This is a genomic window from Mameliella sp. AT18 (assembly GCF_028807275.1).
Taxonomy (GTDB): Bacteria; Pseudomonadota; Alphaproteobacteria; order Rhodobacterales; family Rhodobacteraceae; genus Antarctobacter; species Antarctobacter albus.
The window spans coordinates 1-16635 of record NZ_JARAMO010000311.1; the positions used below are offsets into that span (position 1 = coordinate 1).

The window sequence follows — 16635 nt, forward strand, 5'->3', positions numbered from 1 at the left end:
AACGGTTCCCGATCTATCCCGAGCTCTGAGGCCCCCCTTCCTTCCTCTGAGCCCGGAGATGGCGGATCACGATGGTATCGTGATCCGCCTTTTTTTGTCCCCGCCACATTTCTCTGATGCAGAACAAAGAGAAAGGCCGCTGCGAAACACAGCGGCCTTTCCGGTCTGGGGCGAGGGGGGACGCCTCAGATGTCGAGCGTGTGCTCGCGCTCCCAGCGGCTGAAGTGGGTCACGAAAGAGTTCCACTCCTGCTTCTTCATCTTGATGTAGGACGAGGAGAAATCCTCCCCCATCATCTTCTTCAGCTCCTTGTCCTTGTCATACTCGCGGATCGCGTCGAGCATGTTCAGTGGCAGCTTGGGTGCGCCCCGGACCTTGTGGCCTTCGGCGTACATGTCAATGTCGTGGCGTTTGCCCGGATCGGCCTTGGAGTGGATCCCCGACAGGCCCGCCGCGATGATCACCGCCTGCAGCAGGTAGGGGTTCACGGCGCCATCGGGCAGGCGCAGTTCGAACCGGCCGGGGCCGGGGACGCGGACCATGTGCGTACGGTTGTTGCCGGTCCAGGTCACGGTGTTGGGCGCCCAGGTGGCGCCGGACATGGTGCGCGGTGCGTTGATGCGCTTGTAGCTGTTGACCGTCGGGTTGGTGATCGCCGCCAGCGCGCTGGCGTGTTTCATGATTCCGCCAAGGAAGTGCTTGCCGCGTTCGGACAGGCCGACCTCACCGGTCTGGCCTTCGCCTTCGCCTGCGAAGACATTGACCTTGGCCGCGTCACCGGGCGCATCCCAGACCGAGATATGCGCATGGCATCCGTTGCCGGTCAGACCCTCGATGGGCTTGGGCATGAAGGTCGCGCGGTAGCCGTGCTTTTCGGCGACGGACTTGACCATGAACTTGAAGAAGGAGTGCTGGTCGGCGATCTTGAGGACGTCGTCGAACTCCCAGTTCATCTCGAACTGGCCATTGGCGTCTTCGTGGTCGGTCTGATAGGGCTTCCAGCCGAGATCGAGCATGTAGTCGCCAACCTCGCGCACCACGTCGTAGCGGCGCATCACTGCCTGCTGATCGTAGCAGGGCTTGGCGGCGGTATCGAAGGGGTCCGAGATCTTGTCGCCTTCCGGCGTCAACAGGAAGAATTCGGCCTCGATACCGGTCTTGACGTGCAGACCCTCTTCGGCGGCTTCGGCAATCAGGCGCTTCAGCACGTTGCGCGGGGCCTGTTCGACGGGCTTGCCTTCCATAACGCAGTCGGCGGCCACCCAGGCGACGTCGGGCTGCCAAGGCAGCTGGATGACGGAAGACGGATCCGGAACGGCCAGCATGTCGGGGTGTGCCGGTGTCAGGTCCAGCCAGGTCGCGAAACCGGCAAATCCGGCCCCGTCATCCTGCATGTCGGCAATGGCCGCCGCAGGAACCAGCTTGGCCCGTTGTCCACCGAACAGGTCGGTGAAGGAGATCATGAAATACTTGACGCCGCGTTCAGCGGCGTAGGTGGCGAGGTCGATCTTTGCGTCCGGCGCGGCCTGATCTTTTGCCATTTTTGTCATCCTCTCTGTCCTATTGTCTCGCGATGGGCGTCATCTTGTTTGCGCACCATCTTGTGAAGCGGCGCAGCCTCTTACAAGAGGCCGCGCCGTGTTGGTTCAGAAGCCGGGTTTGCCGGGGTACCATTCAGTGCCGGCGAGTGGAACGCGGGCCATTGCAGCCGCTTCCATCGTCAGCGCGCACAGGTCCTCGGGTTCGAGGTTGTGCAGGTTGTTGTGACCACAGGCACGGGCGATGGTCTGCGCCTCCAGCGTCATGACGCTGAGGTAGTTGCGCAGGTGCCGTCCGGCCTCGATCGGGTCGAGGCGCTTTTGCAGTTCGGCGTCCTGGGTGGTGATCCCTGCCGGGTCCTGGCCCTCGTGCCAGTCGTCGTAGGCGCCGGAAGTGGTGCCAAGCTTCTGGTATTCGGATTCCCAGCGCGGGTCGTTGTCGCCAAGAGCGATCAGAGCGGCGGTGCCGATGGCCACCGCGTCGGCGCCCAGGGCCATGGCCTTGGCCACGTCGGCGCCGGTGCGGATACCGCCGGAGACGATCAGCTGGACCTCACGGTGCACACCCAGGTCCTGCAGGGCCTGAACCGCAGGGCGGATGCAGGCCAGTGTCGGCAGGCCGACATGTTCGATGAACACGTCCTGGGTGGCGGCGGTGCCGCCCTGCATGCCGTCCAGAACGACCACGTCGGCGCCCGCTTTCACCGCCAGGGCGGTGTCATAGTAGGGGCGGGTGCCGCCGACCTTGACGTAGATCGGTTTTTCCCAGGCCGTGATCTCGCGCAGTTCGAGGATCTTGATTTCCAGGTCGTCCGGGCCGGTCCAGTCGGGGTGACGGCAGGCCGAGCGCTGGTCAATGCCCTTGGGCAGGTTGCGCATCTCGGCCACGCGGTCCGAGATCTTCTGGCCCAGCAACATGCCGCCGCCGCCGGGCTTGGCGCCCTGACCGACCACGACCTCGATCGCATCCGCCTTGCGCAGATCGTCGGGGTTCATCCCGTAGCGCGAGGGCAGGTACTGGTAGACCAGCTTGGAGGAATGCCCGCGTTCTTCTGGGGTCATGCCGCCGTCACCGGTCGTGGTCGAGGTGCCCGCCGCCGAAGCGCCGCGGCCCAGGGCCTCTTTCGCCGGGCCCGAAAGCGCGCCGAAGGACATGCCCGCGATGGTGATCGGAATGTCCAGCTCGATCGGCTTCTTGGCAAAGCGCGTGCCCAGAGTCACCTTGGTGTCGCATTTCTCGCGGTAGCCTTCGAGCGGATAACGCGAGACCGAGGCGCCGAGGAACAGCAGGTCGTCGAAGTGCGGGACCCGGCGCTTGGCGCCGCCGCCGCGGATGTCATAGATGCCGGTGGCCGCCGCGCGGCGGATTTCGGCGTTGATCGGGTTCGAGAAGGTCGCCGACTGGATGGGCATCGTCCGAGGGGGCGTCTTGTCCTTGATGTCTTTCACGCTCATGTCTCCCTCAATACGCGTTGTCGACTTTGAAGTTGTACAGCTGACGGGCCGAGCCGTACCGCTTGAACTCTTCAGGCTTGGCATCGCTTCCGGCACGGTCCAGCAGGTCGCGCAGGATTTCGATGTGTTCGGGGCGCATCTCTTTCTCGATGCAGTCCGCGCCCAGCGATTTCACAGAGCCGCGCACGAAGAGGCGCGCCTCGTAGATCGAGTCACCCAGGGCGTCGCCCGCGTCGCCGCAGACCACCAGGTTGCCCGATTGTGCCATGAAGGCGGACATGTGGCCGACGTTGCCGTGCACCACGATGTTGATCCCCTTCATGGAGATGCCGCAGCGCGACGAGGCGTTGCCTTTGATGACCAGCAGGCCACCGTGGCCGGTGGCGCCGGCGTACTGGCTGGCGTCGCCTTCGATGACCACGGTGCCGGACATCATGTTCTCGGCGACACCGGGGCCGGCAGAACCGTGCACATGCACGGTCGCCTGCTTGTTCATGCCGGCGGTGTAGTAGCCGGTCGAGCCCTTGACGCTGACCTCGATTGGCGCGTCGAGGCCCACGGCGACGGCGTGGCTGCCGCGCGGGTTCACGATTTCCCAGCTGGTCTGGTTGGTGTCATTCGCCTGGGCATGCAGCGCGGCGTTCAGCTCGCGCAGGCTGTTGGCTTGAAGATCGTAGGTTTGCATCATGCCGCCTTCTTTTTCGGGTTGGGGGCCTGGTCGTGGGTCCAGAAGTAAACGGTCGCGGGTTCAGGTTCCCAGACGCGGGCGGTTTCGATGCCCGGCAGGTTCACCAGCGCCCGGTATTCAGAGCCGAAGGCCACGTATTGATCGGTTTCCGCCATGACGGCGGGTTTGCAGGCAATCGGGTCACGGACGACGCCAAAGCCGTCCTTGGTGCCGACGACAAAGTTGAAGAAACCGTCGAGATCCTCGAGCGAGGCCTCGAGAGCTTCGCCCAGCGTCGCGCCGTTCTGCATCTTCCATGTCAGGTAGGCCGCGCCGACCTCGGTGTCGTTCTGGGTCTCGATATGGATACCCTCGCGCTGCAGCTTGCGGCGCAGCGAGTTGTGGTTCGAGAGCGAGCCGTTGTGCACCAGGCACTGGTCCGAGCCGGTGTTGAACGGGTGCGCGCCCAGCGTGGTCACCGCGGATTCGGTGGCCATGCGGGTGTGGCCGATGCCGTGGGTGCCCGACATCTTGGCGATGTCGAAACGCGCTGCCACGTCCTTGGGCAGGCCGACTTCCTTGTAGATTTCCAGCGTATCGCCAAAGGACATCGCGCGGACCTCCGGAGCGATCTCGCGCAGGGCGGTACGGGCCTCCTCCGCTTTGCCGGCAGGGACCTGCAGAACCGCGTGGGTGTCGTTTCGGGTCAGTGTGACCTTGCCACCCAGGGCTGCGGCCATCTTGTCTGCGAGGCCGTCAAAGGCGGTGTCCGGGTCTTCGGCCTGGACGGTGAGTTTCGAGGCCGAGGTGTCCTCGGCGCCGTAGATCGCGATCCCGGCGCTGTCGGGGCCGCGGTCGGTCATGGTGATCAGCATATCGGTGAGCAAGGCACCCAGCTGGGGCTCTAGCGCCTTGTCCTTCAGGAACAGTCCGACAATTCCGCACATTCTGGTGTCGCTCCACTTTCTTGATTCTACCCGGTTCGGGCTGACCGGTTCAGGCTAGCACCGGAAAAGCGCTGCCGCAACTAAGATGAAAAAATTTTTCCTGAGAGGCAAGGGCGGGCGATGTGCCCGCCCTTGCCGGACTCGGGATCAGTACCGTTCGACGCTTTGCTGGACCTTTTCATGGTCCAGGGCGCGTTTCTTGGCGCGTTCCAGGTGTTCGCTTTCCCGCACGAACTGGATGCGGTGCCAGCCCAGCCAGAAGATCACGCCAAGCGCGACCATCAGCATTTCCGATCCCTGGAAGGGGTAGATCGGACCAACATCCGCTAGGTCTACGGCCCAGCTTTCGTAACCAATCGAGGACATAGTGGACGCTCCTTATTCTGCGGGGGTGAGTTTGGTGGCCAGGTGGGCCTTGTCGGCCTCGATGATGGCCTCCTTGGCCTCTTCGTAGGCATGGTGTTCGGCGTAATCGAGACCTTCAAGCTCGACCTCCTCGGGAATGCGCAACACGCCCATCGCTGCCTGAATTTTGGACACGGCGAAGGCGGGCAGGAACCCGAGACCGAAGAACATGATCATGGCGCCGATGAACTGCCCCAGCGGGTTGACGGTGGCATAGCCTTCATAAGGCGAAGACGGCGCACCCCAGAGGACAAAGCCCGCGATGATCAGGCCCACGAAACCGGCATAACCATGTACTGCGACGGCGCCGACGGCATCGTCCAGCTTGAACCGGCGTTCGACCCAGAAGTGCAGGCGGTAGACGATGACCACGCCAACGGCGGCGATCAGCATCGCCTGTACCGGGTGATAGAGGTCGTTGCCCGCGGAGGCGGTGATCACCCCGGCAAGACCGCCGGAGAAGGTCCAGAAGGCATCGCCCTTGGACACCACGTAAGCCGCCATCAGGCCGCCAGAGAGGGACATCAGGAAGTTGAAGGTGATGCCGGACAAGGACGTCGGCGCCAGGTAGATGTTGGTGGCCGTCCAGGTGGTGCCGGTGATCTGGCCGCCGATACCTTCAGGAGAAATCACGGGCACGTTGCAGGCCGCGTAGAAACCCCAGAAGCCGGTGTAGATCAGGAAGATCCCGATGGTGAGCATCCAGGGATTGTGCGGGGGAATGTCGCGCGGCGTGCCGTCCTTGGCGAACTTGCCGATGCGCGGTCCCAGAACAGCGATCACGCCCAGTGCGTATCCGCCCGCGATCGCGTGAATCACCCCGGATGCATAGGCATCGTGATAGCCGAGGAATTTCACCATCCAGCCATCATAGTGCCAGCCCCAGGCCGCATCGATGATCCACCAGACAGAGCCGATCAGCACCGCATGCACCCAAAGGGCCGAGGAGCGGATGCGTTCGATCACGGCACCCGACACGATCGAGGCTGCCGTCCAGGAGAACAGCAGGAAGGCTGCCCAGAACACACCGGTGATTCGGTCTGCGGCGTTCGGGCCCATCGTTTGTGCCCAGGGCAGGTTGCCAGAGCCCATCTCGTGGTTGAGCCCGCCGAAGAAGGGGAACATCGGGAAGGCCCAGTAGATCCACCAGCCGAAAAAGAAGAACGTGACGGTGACCAGCGGGATCACCATCACGTTTTTCATGAGCGTGTGCATATGGTTGCGCCGGCGGCTCGCGCCGACCTCGTACATGCAGAACCCGACGTGAATCAGGAACATGAAGACCACGGTCACCCAGTAGTAGAACTCGGTGAACACCGTGGTCAGGGCGTTCAGGTTGCCATCCATTATTTATCTCCCTGTGTGTTGGATTTTGATTTTGGTGCAACTTATTTCACCAATGGGAAGCGAATCTCATTCATCATGTCAAATTTATTTCACTCGCAGGGTAGATTTGTGTCAGTCTTACCCTATGGTCGTTCCGGCTATCATGCTTGTGATGCGTTTCCCGTCAGGAAAATAATCTTAACACAGGTATTGATTTTTTCCGGAGGATCGGTCTCAATATCTCCAAACCTAAGAGTCAGGGAGACAAGGAATGGCGATCATCTACAGGACGTCGGCGCTGGCTCAGCGTCATGCGGAAATCGGTGGTGAACTGGAAGATTGGAACGGCATGGGAACCGCCTGGTTCTATGACCACTCCGACGAACGCGCCAAGGCAGACTACGAGGCGGTGCGCACCAAGGCCGGCCTTATGGACGTGTCGGGCCTCAAGAAGGTCCACCTCAGCGGTCCGCACGCGGCGGCCGTGATCGACCGCGCCACCACCCGCAACGTGGACAAGCTGATGCCGGGCCGCGCGGTCTATGCCGCGATGCTGGACGACCGCGGCCTGTTCATCGACGACTGCGTGATCTACCGCGTCTCGGTCAACTACTGGCTGCTGGTGCACGGCACCGGGACCGGCCACGAAAGCCTGGCAATGGCCGCCTACGGCAAGAACGTCTCGATGATCTTCGATGATGACCTGCACGACATGTCGCTGCAGGGCCCGGTGGCCGTGGACTTCCTGGAAAAACACGTCGCGGGCATCCGCGACCTGGCATATTTCGGGATCATCCAGACCAAGCTGTTCGGCAAGCCGGTCATGATTTCGCGCACCGGCTACACCGGCGAGCGCGGCTATGAAATCTTCTGCGAGGGCCGCCACGCGATCGAGCTGTGGGATGCCATCCTCGAAGACGGCAAGGACATGGGTATCCGCCCGGTCCAGTTCTCGACGCTCGACCTGCTGCGGACCGAAAGCTACCTGCTGTTCTACCCGGGCGACAACTCGGAAACCTATCCCTTTGCCGATGGCAGCGCCTGCGGCGACTCGCTGTGGGAACTGGGGCTGGAATTCACCGTCTCCCCTGGCAAGAAGGGCTTCCGCGGCGCCGAGAACCACTATGCGCTGGAAGGCAAGGAGCGGTTCAAGATCTACGGTGTCCGCCTCGAAGGCACCACCGCCGCGGACGAGGGCGCCGAACTTCTCAAGGACGGCAAGCCGGTTGGTGTCGTGACCTACGGCATGCGGTCGGACCTGTTCGACCACACGGTCGGGATCGCGCGGATGCCGGTCGACTGTGCGGTTCCCGGAACCAAGATGACGGTGCGCAACGCGGATGGCACCGAAATCCCCTGCGTCGCCGAAGAAATGCCCTTCTACGACAAGGACAAGAAAATCCGCACCGCCAAGGGCTGACGCCCGGCCATGCAGAAGGCGCGACCCTCGGGCCGCGCCTTTTTGCCACCAAGAATCCCAAGGGAGACACGGCAGCATGTCGAAGTTCCAATTCCCCGAAAGCATCCGGAGCCGGCCTGTCTATGGCACGCTTGAACCGCGACCGGGCAAGGCGCATCTGATGATCGCGGATGCCGAGGGCGCCGAGGCCCTGCTGGACCTCGCGGCGCAGGACGCGTCGATCTTTCGCGCGGCGCATATCATCTACATCCCCAAGGCCACGGGTGAGACCTATGTCGATCGCCTGAAGGCTCTGGAACCGGCGCAATTCTATGTCGGCCCGACCTACGAGGCCTCTGTCCAGCGCATCCGCCGGGTGCTCTTGGACGCCCACATGGGTCTGCAGGTCTACCTGACCGGGACCGAGGGGCTGATGGGGCAGGCCCAGAACGAGGCGATGACCGCCGGCATCCCGCATTCCGCGATTCAGACCGAACATCGTGGATCGGTCGCGCGTCGAATGCAGTGCGTGCACTGCAAGGGCATCACCGAGGACGTGATGACCGATCCCTTCGTCTGTTCGCATTGCGGGCTGAACCTGTTCGTGCGCGATCACTATTCGCGCCGGCTGGCTGCCTTCCAGGGCGTCCGGGTGGACGCCGAGGATCCCGGAAACGTGCCCGAACCCGTGGAGCTATACAAATGAGTGCTGCCCCCCAGAAAGCCAAGGCAGGCGCCGAGAAGATCGAGGTCGAGGTCAGCGCCATTGTCCCCCTGAACGATCTGGTCACCCGGTTCGAATTCACGCGCCGTGACGGTTTGCCCTTTCCGCCGTTCTCGGCGGGCGCGCATACCGTGGTCGAGATGAACGACGACGGCCGCACGCGGCTCAACCCCTATTCGCTGATGTCCGATCCGGCGGATTCCACCAAATACGCCATCTCCGTCCGGCGCGATGATGAGGGCCGTGGCGGCTCGCTCTTCATGCACCGGAAGGTCAAGGTCGGCGACGCGATGACGATCACCTATCCGGTGAACCTGTTCCCGCTGGACCTGCGCGGGCGCAAGCATGTCTTTCTTGCCGGCGGCATCGGCATCACGCCTTTCATGGCGATGATCGCGCACCTGGAACGGATGGGCGGCGCCTGGGAACTGCATTACGCCTGCCGCAGCGAGGCCTTGGGCACCTATGTGGACGAGCTGACCTCGCGCCATCCGAACAAGGTGCATGTCTACTACGACGACAAGAAACAGGCCATTGCGCTGGAAGATCTGCTGGATGGTCAGCCGCTGGGCACGCATGTTTACGTTTGCGGGCCGCAGGGCATGATCCAGTGGGTGCACAAGACCGCCGCCGCGCATGGATGGCCGGATGAGAACGTGCATTCCGAGGAGTTCCTGGCCCCGCAACCCGGCAAACCCTTCGAGGTGCGCCTGTGTAAATCCGACATCGTCATCCAGGTGGGCGAACACGAGAGCCTGCTGGAAGCGATCGAACGCTGCGGCGTCGAGGCGCCCTTCCTCTGTCGTGGCGGTGCCTGCGGTCAGTGCGAGACCGATGTCGTCGAGGCGGATGGCGAGTTCATCCACCGCGATCACTGGCTGGATGATGACGAACATGCCAGCGGCAAGAAGATCATGCCCTGCGTCAGCCGCTTTGTCGGCAAGACGCTGGTTCTGGACCGATAGGGGGAGCGACCATGACGATTCAATTCAACGAAGAAACCTTCCGCGACGACTATTCGTTCCGGAATTCGGACTGGGCCATCAAGCGCTTTCCGTTCCCGTTCCACGAAGACAGCTACATGTATTCGGTGAACATGGAGCAGCACCGGGGCGGGCCAGAGGGGTCGGTCTACGAAAAGCGGTTCGACGTCGACGAGCATTACGTTTCGGAAATGCGGGACCGGGCCATCGTCCTCGCGGACGATCCGCTGCGTTGCCAGTCTCTGCCGCACATGACGCTGGCCGGCTGGGACACGCTGGAACTGATCATGGTGTCCAAGTCCGAGGACTACCCGGACCTGTTCGAGCTGCACCGCGACGGCAATCGCTGGCGCTGGATCAACAAGCCGATGGGCATCGACCATACCTTTACCTTCCTCGACGAGACGACACTGCCCTGCGGGCCTTTGGAGTACATCACGCGGCAGGCGCAGGGCGACTACGCAGTGCTCGATCAGCGTAACGACATGCTCTACATGGACGCGGGCATGATCACGACCCAGGCGGACTGGAGCCTGGATTTCGACATCGGCATGGATTTCTTCGAGTGGCACGCACCCGTGCCGCTGGCGCATGAGATGGGGATCTTCAAGCGGGCGCTGAAATTCCTGCTGAATATCCAGCAGGGCGCGCCGGCGCGGCGGCTGAACTGGACCATGACGGTCAACCCGCTGCTGGATACCAGCCCCGAGAACTATCACAAATGGGGCGTGCAGAAGACGACCCTGACACCGGAAAACATCGGGTCCAAGCAGCACTTGCGTGTCGAACTGCAGACCTTCTATCGGCTGCCGCGCTCGAACGCGCTGCTGTTCCCGATCCGCTGCTACCTGATCGCCTTCCAGGACATCGTGAGTATTCCGAAATGGGGGCGCCGCCTGCACCGGGTGATCCGCGACCTGCCGGAGGAACTGGCGACCTACAAGGGGTTCATCGACAACCGTCCGATGATGCTGGACTATCTCAGCCAGTATGATGACGGCCTGCCGACCTCGCCCGGTGTCTGGCCTGATCTCGACACCGAACCGCCACTGCAAAAGTGACAGGAAACGGAAAAGCCCCCGCACTGCGGGGGCTTTTTGCGTCACCGGGCCCGGTGATCAGGTCTTTTGCGGATAGCAGATGATCGAGAGATAACGCGCCGGAAGTTCGATCAGCACCTCGGGACCATGCGGGGCGTCGGCGTCAAAGAACAGCGTATCGCCCGGTTCCAGCGGGTAGTGCTGGTTGCCGTGCAGGTAGCCCAGCTTGCCCTCCAGCATGTAGATCATCTCGATCCCATCGTGCTGGAAGGTCTTGAAGGTGTCGGACTCGGTGTTCAGCGTGATGAGATAGGGTTCGACGATCACGCCGCTGGAGTTCGACCCGATATGACCAAGGAGGTTGTACTGATGGCCTGCGCGGGTGCCGGCCCGTTCGATTTCCAGACCCTCGCCAGCCTTGGTATGCACGGCTTCGCGGCGTTCCTCGTAGCCCTTGAAAAAGGCGGTCAACGGGACCGAGAGGGCATTGGCCAATGTCTGCAGGGTTGTCAGAGAGGGCGAGGTGTTGCCATTCTCGATCTTGGACAGCATCCCGATGGACAGGTCGGTCAGCCGGGACAATTCCGCGACCGTGATCCCCTGTTGCTTGCGATAGGCCCGGACTTCACGACCGATGGCGACCTCCAGTACCTTCTCTCGTTCCTCGCGCAGGCTGTGCGGATCCTGGATGAGCTTGGTCATGGTTTTCGACGACTCTACATTCATGCGGTCTCTCTGGATTTAGCCTCAAATTCCGGTCACTTGTATATGGTCTTAGTGTAGCGAAAATTCACTCCATTGCAAAAAAATATTCCTGTGGTTAAAAATTGGTCGGATTGGTCGGAGATTGGTTCTGATGACGAAGAAGATCGGCTTCCTCCTGTTCCCGGGATTCCCGATGGCCTGCCTGACATCGGTGATCGAACCCCTGCGCGCCGCGAACGAGATTTCGCGCACCACCGCCTTTGAATGGACACTGGTGGCCGAAGCGTCCCGGGCGGTGCAGTCCAGCGCGGGCATCCCGTTTGAGCCGCAGACATTGCTGGAAGACGTGGATGAGGTGGACTACCTGCTCTTGCTTTCAGCGCCGGCGGTCAAGTTTGCCGACCCGCGCAGCGCGGCGCATCTGCGACGGCTTGGGCGGCACGGCTGCACGCTGGGCGCGATCAGCGGGGGGGTCTTTCCGCTGGTCCGAAGTGGTGCGGTCCCGGGCGAAAGACTGTCCGTGCATTGGTGCTATGAGGCGGCTTTTGCCACCGAATTTCCGGAGATTCCCCACAGCGACGAGGTCATTGAGGTGTCACGACGTTGCGTCACGGCCTCTGGCGCGGCCGCGGCCTTTGACCTGGCGCTGGGGTTCATCGACGCGGCATTGGGCGGTCATGTCGCGACTGAGGTGGCCTGCTGGTTCCAGCATCCGATGATGCGCAAGATCGGGGTCAAGCAATCGGTGCCGGTGCATCTGACCGGCAGCATCCAGGATGACCTGTCGCCCATCGTGTCCCGCGCGATCGAGGTCTTTGCCGCCGACATGACGACGCCTGTCTCGGTCGCCGAGCTGGCGGAAAGGCTGGATATTTCGCCCCGTCACCTTGAACGCAGCTTCAAACAGGCGACGGGGCAGAACCCGACCACCTATTTTCGCTGGCTCAGGATGCAGGCGGCCCGGCAGATCGTCATGTATACCAACGATGCGGTGGCCGATGTAGCGGCGGCGGTGGGCTATGCCAGCGCCAAGCATTTCACCCGTCACTACCGGGCCGAATACGGGCTGAGCCCGCAGGAAGATCGCAAGCGGATCAACCTTTACAGAACCGAGGGCAACCGTCCGGTGCCCTCGGTCTGATCCGTTCAGAACACCGACCTGCAGGCGGTGATCAGCGCATGATGCAGAGATCCGGCCGAACTGCGCGGGCCGATCACTGACAGGGTGCGGGCATCGCGCGCAAGTACGAAACAGCCTAGATGGTCGATGGTGGTGCGCTGAACCTCGCCGCCTTGCCAGTTGGCCAGGTCGACGGCGCAAAGCCGTTCCATCACTGCCGGGTGGTCTTCTCCCTTCAGGTCAAAGCGGCACCAGGCATCGGTCTGTTCCGTCACGCTGGCATCGGTGCCAAAGGCCGCGACCAGCCGATGGGCCAGATCCTCGTGGGTGCTGATGGGCGCCTCGACCATCCATTGATCCGGGCCGGTCCAGAAGGCCGTCAACATGTCGCCTGCATGGTGCGACGGGGCAGGGGCCTCGGCCCCGATCAGCTCGCCCAGCGTCTTGCGTGTCGCTTCCTCGGACCCCAGCCGCGCGGCGACCGAGGCCAAGGCGACTGAAGTGATCTCGGTCAGGGTGAGCGGGCCGATATTGTCGACGCGCGGGTCGACGGCGCCAAGCGGGGTGATGGGTTTCAGATCATGCACGGAGACGTTCCCCCTCTGGGTCGACGAAATGGGCGCTGACGACTTCGACATCGTGGTCGACCCCGGTCAGCGGACTGACAAGGCGCACGACCTCGCCCAGGCGGGTGTCGCCGGATTTCAGGTAGCCGATGCCGATGTGACAGCCGAGGTTGGGCGAGTAGCAGGCCGACGTGATATAGCCCTGGTCGTGCGCCGCATCGACGGGCGTGCCCTTCGTCATCAGGTGCGCACCGGCAGGAACCTTGTGTTCCGCGTTGACCGGCTTGAAACCGACCAGTTTCAGCGCGTCCTCCTCGTTCAGGCCGGGGCGTTCCGACAGTGTCGACCCAATCGAGTCCTTTTTCTTGGACACCATGCGGCCCATGCCGAGGTTGAAAGCGGAGGTGGTTCCGTTCAGCTCATTGCCCGCAGCGTGGCCCTTTTCGATCCGCATGACGGACAGCGCCTCGGTGCCGTAGGGAGTCACGTCGAATTCCTTGCCCTCCTTCATCAGGCGGCGCATCAGCGCATCGCCATAGCGGGTCGGCACCGCGATCTCGAAGGCCAGTTCGCCTGAGAAGGAGATCCGGAACAGCCGCGCCCGCAACCCGCCACAGACCGTGATCTCGCCACAGGCCATGAAGGGGAAGCCCTCGTTCGAGATGTCAAATTCGGGGTCGACGATCTTTTGCAGCAGCTTGCGCGAGTTGGGGCCGGCGACGGCGTATTGCGCCCAGGCCTCGGTGGTCGAGATCAGCTGCACGTCCATGTCCGGGTACAGGCACTGGCGCACGAATTCCATGTGCCGGAAGACCGGAACGGCATTGGCCGTGGTGGTCGTGACGACAAAGTGATCCTCGGCCAGGCGACCGGCGGTGCCGTCGTCCATCGCGATGCCGTCTTCGCGCAGCATCAGGCCATAGCGTGTTTTGCCCACGGCCAGCTTGGCAAAGCCGTTGGCATAGATCTTGTTCAGGAACTCGGCCGCGTCGGCGCCCTGGACGTCGATCTTGCCCAGCGTGGTACAGTCGCAGACTCCGACCGATTTCCGGGTCTGCAGGACCTCGCGGTCGACGCTTTCGCGCCAATGGGTTTCACCGGGCTTCGGGAACCATTGTGCACGCAGCCACATGCCGACCTCGACAAAGACGGCGCCCTGTTCCTCGGCCCAGTAGTGGCTGGGTGTCTTGCGGACCGGGCGAAAGTCCTTGTCCCGCGACCGACCGGCCAGCACGCCGATGGCGGTGGGGGTGTAGGGTGGGCGGAACATGGTGGTGCCGACCTCGGGGATCTGCTTGCCCGCGACCTCTGCCATGATGGCCAGACCGGCGATGTTCGAGGTCTTGCCCTGGTCCGTGGCCATGCCCAGCGTCGTGTAACGCTTGAGGTGCTCGACCGAGGTAAAGTTCTCTTGGTGGGCCAGTTTCACGTCCTTTGCGGTCACGTCGTTCTGCTGGTCGACCCAGGCGCGCTTGGCGCCTTTGACGTGCCAGAAGGGGGCGACGCGCACCGGCGCGTCCTCGGCGCCCGGCAGGTCGGGGCGGGTGACGGTCAGGCCCAGATCACCCAAGGCGGTGGCCGCCGCGTCCTGGCCCGAGCTGAGCGCCGCATGGGTGCTGAAGGCCCCATTGGCGGCGCCAGCGGGGATCAGGCCGGTCGGCATTGTGCCGCCGGGCACAAAGGCGCAAAGCGTCTCGTCCCATTGCGGGCGTCCGCGCTGGTGACAGGTCATGTGGACGTTGGGGTTCCATCCACCGGAAACACCCAGTCCATCGACAAAGAGCGTCCGCGTGCCGCCGTTCGACAGCTTCACGTCAACGGATTTCAGCCCGAGCCGCCCTTTGGTGTCGACCACCTGTGCACCGGAGAGGATCTCGTAGTCTGGGGTCACTCCGGCGTCGGGGCGGGTGTCGATCACCGTGACCTTGACGCCCTTGGCGTGAAGGTCGGCAGCAGTACGGTGCCCGTCGTCGTTATTGGTGAAGACGGCCACGGCCTTGCCCGGTGTCGCCGCCCAGCGGTTGGCATAGCTGCGCATGGCCGAGGCCAGCATGATGCCGGGCCGGTCGTTGTTTTCAAAGACGATGGGCCGTTCCGTGGCCCCGGCAGAGAGGATCGCGCGCTTGGAATAGATGCGCCACAGGATCTGACGGGGTTTTCCGACGGCGGGTTCCGCCAGGTGATCGCTGACCCGCTCGACCATGCCATAAATGCCGTGATCGAAGGCGCCGATCACCGTGCTGCGCGGCATGACCCGCACGTTGGGCATGGCTTGCAGGCGGGCCACCGTCTGCGCGGCCCATGTCACGCCGTCCTCGTCCGCCAGCAGGCCGTTTTCCGCGTTCAGCCGGCCGCCCAGCAGGAAATCCTCTTCGGCGAGGATCACGCGGGCGCCGGATTCCCCGGCCGTCAACGCGGCTGCGAGGCCGGCAGGACCCGCGCCGATGATCAACACGTCACAATGCAGGAAACCCTTGTCATAGCAGTCCGGGTCCGGTTCATGCGCCAACGTGCCAAGGCCCGCGGCGCGGCGGATCATCGGCTCGTAGAGCTTTTCCCAGAAGGCGGCGGGCCACATGAAGGTCTTGTAGTAGAACCCGGCGGCAAAGAAGGTCGACAGCCGGTCGTTGATCGCCATCGCGTCAAACGTCAACGACGGCCAGCGGTTCTGCGAATTCGCGGTCAACCCGTCGAAGAGTTCCGCCGTGGTGGCGCGGGTGTTCGGCTCTTTCCGGGCGCCGCTGCGCAGCTCGACGATGGCATTCGGCTCTTCAGAACCGGCGGTCAGGACGCCGCGCGGGCGGTGGTACTTGAAGGATCGGCCCATCAGGCGCACGCCATTTGCCAAGAGCGCCGAGGCCAGTGTATCCCCGGCATAGCCGCCGTAGCGCTTGCCGTCGAAGGTGAAGGACATGGGCCTGTTGCGTTCGATCAGGCCGCCGTTCAGTCGGTTCTTGTCACTCATCTGGAGCGCCCCTCGGCCCGCGCGACATCGCGCGCCAGCTCTACCTTGGTGATTTCATGTGTGGTGGTGTCGCGGGTCACGACCAGCCAGGACCGGTCGCCCTGTTCGTGGAACCACAATTCGCGGTGCAGGCCCGCCGGGTTGTCGCGCAAATAGCCGTAGTCGGTGAACTGTGCGACTGCGTCGTCCGCCTGCCAGTCGGGGCGTTGGATCAGCCTCGCGTCGCCCTTGTAGACGAATTCGGCAGCGTCGCGGGGGCCAAGGATTGGGTGGTTTATCAGCATGTCCTGTCCTCGCTCAGTGCAGGTTGGGCTGGTTGCCCATGCCCTTTTCGTCGATCATGTGTCCGGTGGCGAAACGATCGAAGCGATAGGCGGTGGCAGTCTTGTGCGGGGTGTCGGTGGCCAGCAGATGCGCATAGGCATAGCCCGACGCCGGGGTGGCCTTGAAACCGCCGTAACACCAGCCGCCGTTGAAATAGAGCCCGTCGATATGGGTGCGGTCGATGATGGGCGAGCCATCCATCGACATGTCCATGATCCCGCCCCACATCCGCAACAGGCGCGCACGGCCCAGGTTGGGGAAGATCGCCATGCCGCCTTCGCAGACATCCTCGACCACCGGCAGGTTGCCGCGCTGCGCGTAGGAATTGTATCCGTCGAGGTCGCCGCCGAAGACCAGGCCGCCCTTGTCGGACTGGCTGCAATAGAAGTGGCCGGCGCCGAAGGTGATCACCCCAGGGAGGAGGGGTTTCAAACCTTCGGACACAAAGGCCTGCAGGACATGGCTTTCGAT

The 16635-nt window shown here is 63.0% G+C and carries 16 protein-coding genes; 5 read left to right on the forward strand and 11 right to left on the reverse strand.

Annotated features, from left to right (window positions below):
• Positions 1-185 precede the first annotated feature (185 nt).
• The 6 genes from glnT to PVW46_RS26100 form a co-directional block, all read right to left on the reverse strand.
• Complete coding sequence (gene glnT / locus PVW46_RS26075; RefSeq protein ID WP_069208927.1) at positions 186-1541, reverse strand: type III glutamate--ammonia ligase; 1356 nt, start codon at positions 1539-1541, stop codon at positions 186-188.
• Positions 1542-1646: 105 nt separating this feature from the next.
• Positions 1647-2993 carry an FMN-binding glutamate synthase family protein gene (locus tag PVW46_RS26080; RefSeq protein ID WP_172430590.1) on the reverse strand — a complete coding sequence of 449 codons (1347 nt, stop codon included), beginning with the start codon at positions 2991-2993 and terminating at the stop codon, positions 1647-1649.
• 7 nt (positions 2994-3000) lie between these two features.
• Positions 3001-3678, reverse strand: coding sequence for a GltB/FmdC/FwdC-like GXGXG domain-containing protein (locus tag PVW46_RS26085; RefSeq protein WP_043146980.1), 678 nt, complete (start codon positions 3676-3678; stop codon positions 3001-3003).
• Positions 3678-4607 (reverse strand): class II glutamine amidotransferase, encoded by a 930-nt coding sequence (locus PVW46_RS26090; protein WP_043146973.1) that lies wholly within the window; start codon positions 4605-4607, stop codon positions 3678-3680. Before PVW46_RS26090 ends, PVW46_RS26085 begins: the two co-directional genes overlap by 1 nt.
• 147 nt (positions 4608-4754) lie before the next feature.
• Entirely contained in the window at positions 4755-4973 is a 219-nt protein-coding gene (locus PVW46_RS26095; protein WP_043146971.1) for a hypothetical protein, read from the reverse strand.
• 12 nt (positions 4974-4985) lie between these two features.
• Positions 4986-6359, reverse strand: coding sequence for an ammonium transporter (locus tag PVW46_RS26100; RefSeq protein ID WP_043146969.1), 1374 nt, complete (start codon positions 6357-6359; stop codon positions 4986-4988).
• Between the two features lie 250 nt (positions 6360-6609).
• Between PVW46_RS26100 and PVW46_RS26105 the strand changes: the two genes are divergently transcribed.
• The 4 genes from PVW46_RS26105 (at position 6610) to dmmC (ending at position 10505) form a co-directional block, all read left to right on the forward strand.
• A complete protein-coding gene (locus tag PVW46_RS26105) occupies positions 6610-7758 on the forward strand; it encodes an aminomethyl transferase family protein (protein WP_043146967.1) in 1149 nt (382 codons plus the stop codon).
• Between the two features lie 76 nt (positions 7759-7834).
• Complete coding sequence (gene dmmA, locus PVW46_RS26110) at positions 7835-8443, forward strand: dimethylamine monooxygenase subunit DmmA (protein ID WP_069208928.1); 609 nt, start codon at positions 7835-7837, stop codon at positions 8441-8443.
• On the forward strand, positions 8440-9426 hold the full coding sequence (locus tag PVW46_RS26115; protein WP_069208929.1) for a PDR/VanB family oxidoreductase: 987 nt from the start codon (positions 8440-8442) through the stop codon (positions 9424-9426). The genes dmmA and PVW46_RS26115 overlap by 4 nt, the downstream gene beginning before the upstream one ends.
• 11 nt (positions 9427-9437) lie before the next feature.
• Entirely contained in the window at positions 9438-10505 is a 1068-nt protein-coding gene (gene dmmC, locus PVW46_RS26120) for a dimethylamine monooxygenase subunit DmmC (RefSeq protein WP_069208930.1), read from the forward strand.
• Between the two features lie 57 nt (positions 10506-10562).
• Here dmmC and PVW46_RS26125 read toward each other — a convergent pair whose 3' ends face one another.
• A complete protein-coding gene (locus PVW46_RS26125; RefSeq protein ID WP_373286024.1) occupies positions 10563-11186 on the reverse strand; it encodes a helix-turn-helix domain-containing protein in 624 nt (207 codons plus the stop codon).
• A gap of 154 nt (positions 11187-11340) precedes the next feature.
• Between PVW46_RS26125 and PVW46_RS26130 the strand changes: the two genes are divergently transcribed.
• Entirely contained in the window at positions 11341-12330 is a 990-nt protein-coding gene (locus tag PVW46_RS26130; RefSeq protein ID WP_043146958.1) for a GlxA family transcriptional regulator, read from the forward strand.
• Between the two features lie 5 nt (positions 12331-12335).
• Here PVW46_RS26130 and PVW46_RS26135 read toward each other — a convergent pair whose 3' ends face one another.
• The 4 genes from PVW46_RS26135 to PVW46_RS26150 all read right to left on the reverse strand — a co-directional run.
• The gene (locus tag PVW46_RS26135) at positions 12336-12896 is read right to left on the reverse strand and encodes a sarcosine oxidase subunit gamma (protein ID WP_069208931.1); all 561 of its coding nucleotides are present in this window, start codon (positions 12894-12896) and stop codon (positions 12336-12338) included.
• Positions 12889-15840 carry a sarcosine oxidase subunit alpha family protein gene (locus PVW46_RS26140; protein WP_069208932.1) on the reverse strand — a complete coding sequence of 984 codons (2952 nt, stop codon included), beginning with the start codon at positions 15838-15840 and terminating at the stop codon, positions 12889-12891. Before PVW46_RS26140 ends, PVW46_RS26135 begins: the two co-directional genes overlap by 8 nt.
• Positions 15837-16124 (reverse strand): sarcosine oxidase subunit delta, encoded by a 288-nt coding sequence (locus tag PVW46_RS26145; protein WP_069208933.1) that lies wholly within the window; start codon positions 16122-16124, stop codon positions 15837-15839. Before PVW46_RS26145 ends, PVW46_RS26140 begins: the two co-directional genes overlap by 4 nt.
• Positions 16125-16137: 13 nt before the next feature.
• Positions 16138-16635: FAD-dependent oxidoreductase (locus PVW46_RS26150; RefSeq protein WP_274578242.1), on the reverse strand; the 498-nt coding region annotated here is incomplete at its 5' end.

Bases quoted from the DNA above. Each gene is read 5' to 3' on its own strand.
- glnT (WP_069208927.1), bottom strand. From the start codon at position 1,541: ATGGCAAAAGATCAGGCCGCGCCGGACGCAAAGATCGACCTCGCCACC.
- PVW46_RS26080 (WP_172430590.1), bottom strand. From the start codon at position 2,993: ATGAGCGTGAAAGACATCAAGGACAAGACGCCCCCTCGGACGATGCCC.
- PVW46_RS26085 (WP_043146980.1), bottom strand. From the start codon at position 3,678: ATGCAAACCTACGATCTTCAAGCCAACAGCCTGCGCGAGCTGAACGCC.
- PVW46_RS26090 (WP_043146973.1), bottom strand. From the start codon at position 4,607: ATGTGCGGAATTGTCGGACTGTTCCTGAAGGACAAGGCGCTAGAGCCC.
- PVW46_RS26095 (WP_043146971.1), bottom strand. From the start codon at position 4,973: ATGTCCTCGATTGGTTACGAAAGCTGGGCCGTAGACCTAGCGGATGTT.
- PVW46_RS26100 (WP_043146969.1), bottom strand. From the start codon at position 6,359: ATGGATGGCAACCTGAACGCCCTGACCACGGTGTTCACCGAGTTCTAC.
- PVW46_RS26105 (WP_043146967.1), top strand. From the start codon at position 6,610: ATGGCGATCATCTACAGGACGTCGGCGCTGGCTCAGCGTCATGCGGAA.
- dmmA (WP_069208928.1), top strand. From the start codon at position 7,835: ATGTCGAAGTTCCAATTCCCCGAAAGCATCCGGAGCCGGCCTGTCTAT.
- PVW46_RS26115 (WP_069208929.1), top strand. From the start codon at position 8,440: ATGAGTGCTGCCCCCCAGAAAGCCAAGGCAGGCGCCGAGAAGATCGAG.
- dmmC (WP_069208930.1), top strand. From the start codon at position 9,438: ATGACGATTCAATTCAACGAAGAAACCTTCCGCGACGACTATTCGTTC.
- PVW46_RS26125 (WP_373286024.1), bottom strand. From the start codon at position 11,186: ATGACCAAGCTCATCCAGGATCCGCACAGCCTGCGCGAGGAACGAGAG.
- PVW46_RS26130 (WP_043146958.1), top strand. From the start codon at position 11,341: ATGACGAAGAAGATCGGCTTCCTCCTGTTCCCGGGATTCCCGATGGCC.
- PVW46_RS26140 (WP_069208932.1), bottom strand. From the start codon at position 15,840: ATGAGTGACAAGAACCGACTGAACGGCGGCCTGATCGAACGCAACAGG.
- PVW46_RS26145 (WP_069208933.1), bottom strand. From the start codon at position 16,124: ATGCTGATAAACCACCCAATCCTTGGCCCCCGCGACGCTGCCGAATTC.